The following is a 7,508-nucleotide window of genomic DNA, read 5'->3' as shown; positions in this document are numbered from 1 at the left end:
GCTGCTAAAGTCTCCAAGTTCTTGACGTATTTCATTCTGTGCAATTGCCATAATATTTTCCTCCTTTGATGCTAAAAATGCTGACATTGATAGTTTGTTTAGCTGTATAAAAATAATATTCCTATACAGCTAATTTTTAGGGTTAGTTCTAGGTAATAATCCCTACTTATGTTTTAGCAATTAATTAGAAAAATGTCTGTAGTTTCCTATGATGTTTTCATGAAGCATATATAAAGTCTATGGCTGAGTATATTTTCAAGAAAAAATAAAATTCATTGGCGCAATCAATGCCTGCACCAATGCAATATTGTCAAACGATAATTTTTACGCCAAAAATAAATTAAATTGAGTAATCGTTCGTTTAATTTCTAATTTCAACAGTCCCAGTTTAGCTGTTTTACTGGCTAAAACCAGAAAAACAGCTAAACCGGGACTGGTTAAAATACTTAAGCCATGGTTACCTTCGACAGAAATGCGAGCAATAGTTCCCCGAGCCAGTTCCTTACCAATCCGCTCACCCAGAGATAACATCGCTGCTGATATTGCCGATACCCGTTCATCATCCATATCAACTGGCAAACTAGCAGCTATGGGTAAACCATCTGGAGTAATCATTGCTGCACCTTGCACATCAGGGGTATTGCTTACAAAGGTTTGTAAAATACGCCCTAATTTGTAAGGATTAATTGCCATAGCTGTCGTTTTGCTTAAATTGATTCAATAATCTCCTTTGTGCAAACGTCATGTAGAGACGTTCTCAGAGAACGCCTTTACTCAAATCATGACGATGTTCAGCTTTTTTGCGTATTTATTTTATTGACGCTATTCTGTACTCGTATAATCCAATTGCAAAAACCAGATTATTTTTGGACAGCGCCTAAAATCTTGTACTCGAAAACGTCGTGAGTTCCTTCCCGTAATGTTGATTCAGTCTGAGTTCCCCGTAAACGCTTACCTAAAAAGGCTTCAAGAAACCCTTGAATTGCCCCCATCGTAAATGTGCATTGACGAGACGAGCCTTGAGGTTCACCTGCTGAACAAACAGTTTCGTGAGTATAGACTTTATATCCTTTGTCTTCCTGGATGATCTTGTCAACCACGCACAAACGAGTCCCCTCTTTTCCTAAAGCGTACTGAACTTTTTGGGTCACATCTGCTAAAGAAACTTCTTTACCCTTGTCCACTAAGTCAAGCTTTTCAGCTAACATTCTGCCCCGTTGACGACCCGCAGAAATTAGTGCAATTGCGGTAGCTTTATCGCCTAAAGCTTCTTCAACACCAGTAATAATGGCTTTGAGGCAAATAATACTGCTAAAGTCTCCAAGTTCTTGACGTAGTTCATTCTGTGCAATTGCAATATTCATCTTCTTAGTTGTATTCATTTGAATGTAATCAGCTAACTGTCTGTTTACTATTTCTCAATTAAAAACATTATTCAGATATTTCCCTATGAAAGTATTTTTAAGTTTTATTAAATGCAAAATGAATAGTTTTATGGCAAAAGATGTTTTGGCTTGAGAATTGACTTAAAAATTCACCTAAATAACTTTATTTGTTAAAACCTTTAGTGCGGTCAAAACCGAAACTTTTAGTCGAGGATTAACCTTCAAAATAGCTGGACGATGTTTATCATTTAAAATGCCTAAATGTTGGACTATTTCTTCTGTCGGTATAGCCCCCGAACAATCAGTATGAGTTAAACCAATAACCATCGGTACTTGAACGCGATTATTCATAAAAGCTAAAATATCTTTAGCGGAGGAAAAACTATCTGCTTGATTAGCCTTCACCAGTAGAATATAAGCATCAGCCCCTTTAATTAAAATATCCCACATAAAATCAAAGCGGGTTTGACCTGGAGTCCCATATATATGCAAATTTTTATTGGCATCTAACACCAATTTGCCAAAGTCGAACGCAACGGTAGTTTCATGCTTAAATGAGGATTCTTTTTCCGAATAACTAACCTTACGTTCTATTTCTACAACATCAATTTCACTAGCTGTACGTACAAAAGTAGACTTGCCTGCTCCGACAGTTCCGGTTATAACTATACGTATATTTTTCATAAAATTTATTTGACCATTTTTGGTTATTAGTTTTATTAGTTTGCATAATAATAGCATGAATATTTACTACATAAAATTGTTTCATTTACTTCCATTAATTCAAAAATTAAACTACAACTATCTTGAAATCAAAGAATGCTTTTCGTGTTTAATGTGGAAGGAAAAACAGAAAATGCTGTTAAGAGTATAGTTGAGCAATGTCAGGATATTTATTGCTTTTTTCTGCAGTTAATTACAGCCTTTTAAATAGTGCCTGACATTTTTTCTTTACAGTAAGATAGACTTAAGGTCACCAAGAGTCCGTTTTATTTCCAACATCAAAAGTCCTTGTTTTGCTTGTTGAGTGGCTAAAACGAGAAAGACAGCATCTTCACCACAACTGGTCAAAATACTCAAACCTTGGTTACCTTCAACATAGATGCGATCAATTGTACCTCGAACCAGTTCTTTACCAATTCGTTCCCCTAAAGATAGCATCGCCGCAGACATGGCTGATACCCGTTCATCATCCATATTACTAGGCAAAGTAGTTGCCAGAGGTAAACCATCTGGAGTGACAATAGCAGCACCTTCAACATCATTCGTCGCCGAGACAAAATCCTTAAGAATATGTCCTAATTTTTCAGAATTAATCGCCATTGATTGTTTGACTCCTGCTAAAATTTGAGAGATTGCTAATACAGTTAAGCGTTGAGTTACATCGAAGCTGCACCTGTGGAAATGAGGCGTTTGAATAAGCCTTCTGTCCAGCCAGTTTCTTGAAGTACAGCGGCTGACGTGACTTCAATGTAGGCTTGTTCAATAAATGCCAGATCAATCATGCAAATTAGACTGAGGGCATCCCGTAATTCTTCATTTTTGTCTGCCTCTTTTAGCTTTTGACCTACAGCATTAACCACAATTGCCATGGCTGGAACCACATGTTGCGGTCCAATGCCAATCTGCACATGCACTAGACCAATTCGCCAGCGGCGATCGGCATAAGTATTACCCCAATCATCCATACCTGTAAACATTTCGTAAAACCATTGAGTAAAAGTTTCACGTAGGCGATGCATCCGCCCTTCTTTGGCATTCAAAATTTCGCTCATTTCTGGATCTCGTCCCAAATAAGCATAGAAATGATTTGCCATTTCTGGAGCGATATCTTTGCCCCAAGTCGCGTTGGCTTTGAGGATTGCTTTGTCTTCATCGGTAAAGCCAATACGCTTTGCCATCGTTTCCATAAATGCATGAGCATCTAAGGGCATAGTTTTCTCCTACCTGCATGATTTTTTAATCTTCTTCATTGATAACAAATATTTTTTATGGTTGTCCATGTTTTTTGGTATTGTTTTAGTAAAGAAATCTTGACATGTCAAAACAAGCAGCACATTTTATTTAAATACCAAATCAGAACCAAAGCATGGTATTTAAATAAAATGAATACAACCCAGGTTTATGATTGTGATTGAATTAAGTGGTATTCAATTATTAGGAAATAGATGGCAAATAGAATGAATGCTATCATATCTGGCTAGGCTCATGCCGAATTTTATCAGCCTAAACTAATGCTGTGTTAACACTAACAGGGCTACACAAACTAAATCTGCTTCAAACCTTTGCCAATGACAAAGGACAAAAGACATAACGTTCCTGACATTATCTTTTTTCGTGGGTTAGCAGATAAGTCCGGAGCATTAGCTCAAATCAGTATTGTGGTTATCTCTAGTCTTGTCTCCAGATATACAGTTTCGCTTATGTATATTTTTATTATTTGTCATCATAATTTAAGGATACTTCGCTTTTGTTGCACGGAAGGGGGAGCCTGAAAGCCCCTCCAAATAAAAAATATATTCCGCTTCCCTCTCCTTGTAGGATACTGCTGGCGAATTGGAAAAACCTAACCCCCTTGCACGGGGGAGGACAAAGGATGCGAGAGCTTTTTTGCACGGAAGGGCGAGCATCAAAGCCCCTCCAAGAAAAAATATATTCCGCTTCCCTCCCCTCGTAGGGGAGGCGTCGGGAGAGGTGAAATATATTCCGTTTCCCTCTCCTTGTAGGAGAGGGCTAGGGAGAGGTTCGGGGAGGGCGAGGGAGGGGGCTGACGCCCCAGTTAATTGACCAGCAGTATCCTGGAAAAAGTCAGGGTGTGGGTAAGAGACTTACTGAACTAGCCCAAGCTGACTTTAATCTGGGTAATCGCCCGACTAATATCTAAGTTAAGGGCGCCTTGTTTGGCATCTTTCCCAGCCAGAACGATGAACACAGCTTCTGGACCGCAGTCGGTCATAATGCTGTAGCCGTCATCACCTTCAACTAAAATACGACTGGTTTGACCTCCCAAGAGTTCTTTGGAAATCCGTTCACCCAGAGACAGCATGGTGGCGGACATTGCTGAGATACGCTCTTCAGCCACTGAACCCGGTAAGCTAGACGCCAGGGGTAAACCATCCGGCGTAACAATCGCAGCACCTAGCACGTCAGATGTCGTCGAGACAAAATTCTGAACCAGATGACTCAGTTTCTGAGTATTAATTCCCATTCTTGTGTTTCTCCTTAAGGTTAATACAGGACAATGAAGTTAAATGATGTAACTAGGACAAGCATGGCTGACTGGTTCAATGTTAGGATTACCTACTTCTGAGTTTTAGCCCAAACTGTAAGGCTACCCAGTCAGCTCACGATGAGCATAAGGCGGCGAAGAGAAGATTTGCCGAGTGTGATAAGCAGGGCAATCCTCATTAGCTGCTTTTTGTCGAATTACTCAACAGTAATAAACTCGAACAGGTCGTAAGAGTCACCTCGAAGAACTGATTGTGTTTGTGAACCCTTTATTTTTTGCTGAAGCAGTTCGGTTAAAACGCCCCAAACTAAACCGAGGGTAAAAGTACATTTAGGCGGTTCTCCCTCAGTTCCGCCGATCGCGCAGAGGGTTTCTGTGGTGTAAACCTTGACAGTGTCGCCCTCTTGGGTGATCTTGTCAATGATGCACAAACGAGCTCCCTCTTCACCCAAAACTTCGGCAATTTGCTTAGTCGCATCTTCGAAGTTTTGTGTAGTCCCTTTGAACCCCAACTTTTCTGCGAGTTCTTGCCCATGTTTACGACCAGCAGCAGTCAGAGCAACGGCTGTTGCTTTTTCACCTAAGGCATCGGTCATCCCTTCAACCAAAGCCCGGAAGGATTCAATACTGCTGAATTGTCCTAATTTATCTCGTTTTAGTTCTAACACGTTGACTCCTTATTTTCGACAACATAGAGTTGGAACACTTCATCAACCAAGAAAGTGCTTAGCCAGGTAATCCTAGTCAGTTAAATTGCTATTAATTTAAGAATTTCTTTAATAAACTAAATTCTTAATCATAGATATTTAGCTGGTTCTAGACATATTACCCTGCTGTTTCTATGAATAATATACAGATCGAATTGATCCGATCCGGAAACTTATATATTTTTTTCTGCCCATCTAGACATTGAGAGTTCTGTTATTTACAATTAGTATAGTCACATATTTTTTTGAAAAATTCCTTTTAAAAAGAGTTTTACTTCAAAATATAAAATAAATATAAAGATTTAGTTCCTCATATTTGCGTAAAAATAGATAGAGTCCCCGTGAAGAAAGCTGTATCAACAATCTAGTGAAACTTGGTGGATAAATTATTAACCTGCAAGTCCTTAAGAAAAAGTGGTCAAGATGCTTGCACTAAGAATGATGAACTGGCAAATTGAGTATGCAGCCCCTGCTAGCCATAGCACAATGACAAGCCGGGAACATGGCTTTGATTAACTTGACACCACTGCTCTTGAGTCCGTCCCTGTGCACTTCTTATCTAAAACGTTTCGCTCTACTGAAATTCTCTCTCTGTTCAATTGTATTACATGCAATACATTTGGCAAGTCTTGACAAAGACTCTACTTATAGAAGATAATAAATAAGGTATGATCTAAATATGTGTTAACCAGGAAACACATCTCTCTATTTTTCTCTGAATCATGGAATTTAGCCTCGAAAACTTAACGCCATGTTTCAGATTCGCTAAGGAGAATTCACTCAAAAAAGAATAGTGCTGAGAATCATTAAAATCTGCTGATCAGAGTGAATCAACCATCAGGGCAAAAACTGAGACAATCGTAAGGATTTTGAGAGTCTTCAGAAATACAGCCCAGGATCTGTAGAAAAACTAGCTAGTGCAGCGCACTTGAATTTGGCCAATATCCCTGAGTTCAGCGTCGCTACAGGTGTTCATTTTTCGGAAAACCCTGTAACCTGTATCCCACCTGATTACGTTATCAGCCTTTTGCATCGAACTCGGGTTAATAAAACGCCGCGATTAAGCGGTAAGGTGAATTATGTTTGAGTTAATCTTTCAAAACGAGATTGTCGGGGAAATCGTGTTTAGCATCGCGCCCGATGGGTTTGGTGTGATTAATCTCATCGAAGTTAAACCCAACTGTCGAGGTAAAGGATTCGGAAATCAGCTTTTAAACGAAGCCATCGCTCAACTTAAATGCCAAGGCGTTAAGGGGATACGTCTGACTCCGATCAAAACTAAGAATCCTTTTATCGTAGATTGGTACAAAAAGAAAGGATTTGTCTTAAACAGAGACAGAATGCTTTTAACGTTTTAACCATTGCATTCGGATCACACTGAGCTCTTACGCCAGTAGCAAGAGGATTTTCTATAGTGGCGTGTAAAATTGGGCAATAGATTTTGCGGGTTTTAGGGGCGCACGTCGGTGCGCCCCTACAATTTTTATCCATCACATTAGGTGTGCAACACCACTACAATTTTGGAAAAAACCTTATATTTTTCCTTTTATACCTACCAATAAATAATGTAGAGACGTAGCATGCTACGTCTCTACTAACGGCGGCTTATTTCCCTTTCATACTATCCTTGAAGAGAATGAAAAGCCGCTCTTTTCAGAGATTAAGTGAGTACAGTAAACTCAAACAAGTCGTAACTGTCACCTCGGAGTACCGATTCCGTTTGACTTGCCTTCAGTTTCGATTGAAGTAGTTCACCTAAGACTCCCCAAACTAGACCAAGTGTAAAAGTACACTTGGGAGGACTTTCCTCAGTTCCACCGATAGCACAAAGGGTTTCTGTTGTGTATACTTTGATCGAATCACCGTCTCGAACAATCCGATCAATGATACAAAGACGAGAACCTTTTTCTCCTAAAAGTTCTTGAATTTGTTTGGCGGCATCCTCTAAGTCTTGTGTTGAACCTTTCAAGCCCAACTTTTCAGCAACTTCCTTACCGTGCTTCCGACCCGCAGAGGTCAGTGCTACGGCTGTAGCTTTGTCCCCTAATGCGTCTGTCATGCCTTCCACAATAGCCCGGAAGGATTCAATGCTACTAAGTTGTCCCAGTTTATCGCGTTTTATTTCTAACACATTTGCTCCTTATTTTCAGAATAGATTAATGAGATGTGTTCTACATTTATCTAGGT

At 39.5% G+C, this 7,508-nt stretch carries 9 protein-coding genes; 1 reads left to right on the top strand and 8 read right to left on the bottom strand.

Going from position 1 to position 7,508, the window contains the following annotated elements; genetic code table 11:
• Positions 1–324 precede the first annotated feature (324 nt).
• The 7 genes from ACLFWI_RS03200 to ACLFWI_RS03170 all read right to left on the bottom strand — a co-directional run bounded on the left by ACLFWI_RS03200 (position 325) and on the right by ACLFWI_RS03170 (position 5,282).
• Complete coding sequence (locus ACLFWI_RS03200) at positions 325–693, bottom strand: roadblock/LC7 domain-containing protein (protein ID WP_446411706.1); 369 nt, start codon at positions 691–693, stop codon at positions 325–327.
• A 167-nt stretch (positions 694–860) separates the two neighbouring features.
• Positions 861–1,364, bottom strand: coding sequence for a hypothetical protein (locus ACLFWI_RS03195; RefSeq protein WP_446411705.1), 504 nt, complete (start codon positions 1,362–1,364; stop codon positions 861–863).
• A 174-nt stretch (positions 1,365–1,538) separates the two neighbouring features.
• A complete protein-coding gene (locus ACLFWI_RS03190; protein WP_446411704.1) occupies positions 1,539–2,069 on the bottom strand; it encodes a GTP-binding protein in 531 nt (176 codons plus the stop codon).
• A 267-nt stretch (positions 2,070–2,336) separates the two neighbouring features.
• Complete coding sequence (locus ACLFWI_RS03185) at positions 2,337–2,708, bottom strand: roadblock/LC7 domain-containing protein (RefSeq protein ID WP_446411703.1); 372 nt, start codon at positions 2,706–2,708, stop codon at positions 2,337–2,339.
• A gap of 56 nt (positions 2,709–2,764) precedes the next feature.
• Positions 2,765–3,319, bottom strand: coding sequence for a protoglobin domain-containing protein (locus ACLFWI_RS03180; protein WP_446411702.1), 555 nt, complete (start codon positions 3,317–3,319; stop codon positions 2,765–2,767).
• A 902-nt stretch (positions 3,320–4,221) separates the two neighbouring features.
• Positions 4,222–4,593, bottom strand: a complete 372-nt coding sequence (locus ACLFWI_RS03175; RefSeq protein WP_446407046.1) for a roadblock/LC7 domain-containing protein — start codon at positions 4,591–4,593, stop codon at positions 4,222–4,224.
• Between the two features lie 218 nt (positions 4,594–4,811).
• Positions 4,812–5,282, bottom strand: coding sequence for a hydrocarbon-binding protein (locus tag ACLFWI_RS03170; RefSeq protein WP_446407047.1), 471 nt, complete (start codon positions 5,280–5,282; stop codon positions 4,812–4,814).
• Positions 5,283–6,400: 1,118 nt separating this feature from the next.
• On the opposite strand from ACLFWI_RS03170, the gene ACLFWI_RS03165 reads away from it, so the two are divergent.
• Positions 6,401–6,679, top strand: coding sequence for a GNAT family N-acetyltransferase (locus ACLFWI_RS03165; protein WP_446407048.1), 279 nt, complete (start codon positions 6,401–6,403; stop codon positions 6,677–6,679).
• Between the two features lie 302 nt (positions 6,680–6,981).
• On the opposite strand, the gene ACLFWI_RS03160 is transcribed toward ACLFWI_RS03165, so the two are convergent.
• A complete protein-coding gene (locus tag ACLFWI_RS03160) occupies positions 6,982–7,452 on the bottom strand; it encodes a hydrocarbon-binding protein (RefSeq protein ID WP_446411701.1) in 471 nt (156 codons plus the stop codon).
• Between the last annotated feature and the right edge of the window lie 56 nt (positions 7,453–7,508).

Origin of the sequence: Coleofasciculus sp. (genome assembly GCF_046539235.1) — a bacterium.
Taxonomy (GTDB): Bacteria; Cyanobacteriota; Cyanobacteriia; order Cyanobacteriales; family Coleofasciculaceae; genus Coleofasciculus.
The sequence above is the reverse complement of the archived record's forward strand: the minus strand, read 5'-3'. Positions and strand labels throughout refer to the sequence as shown.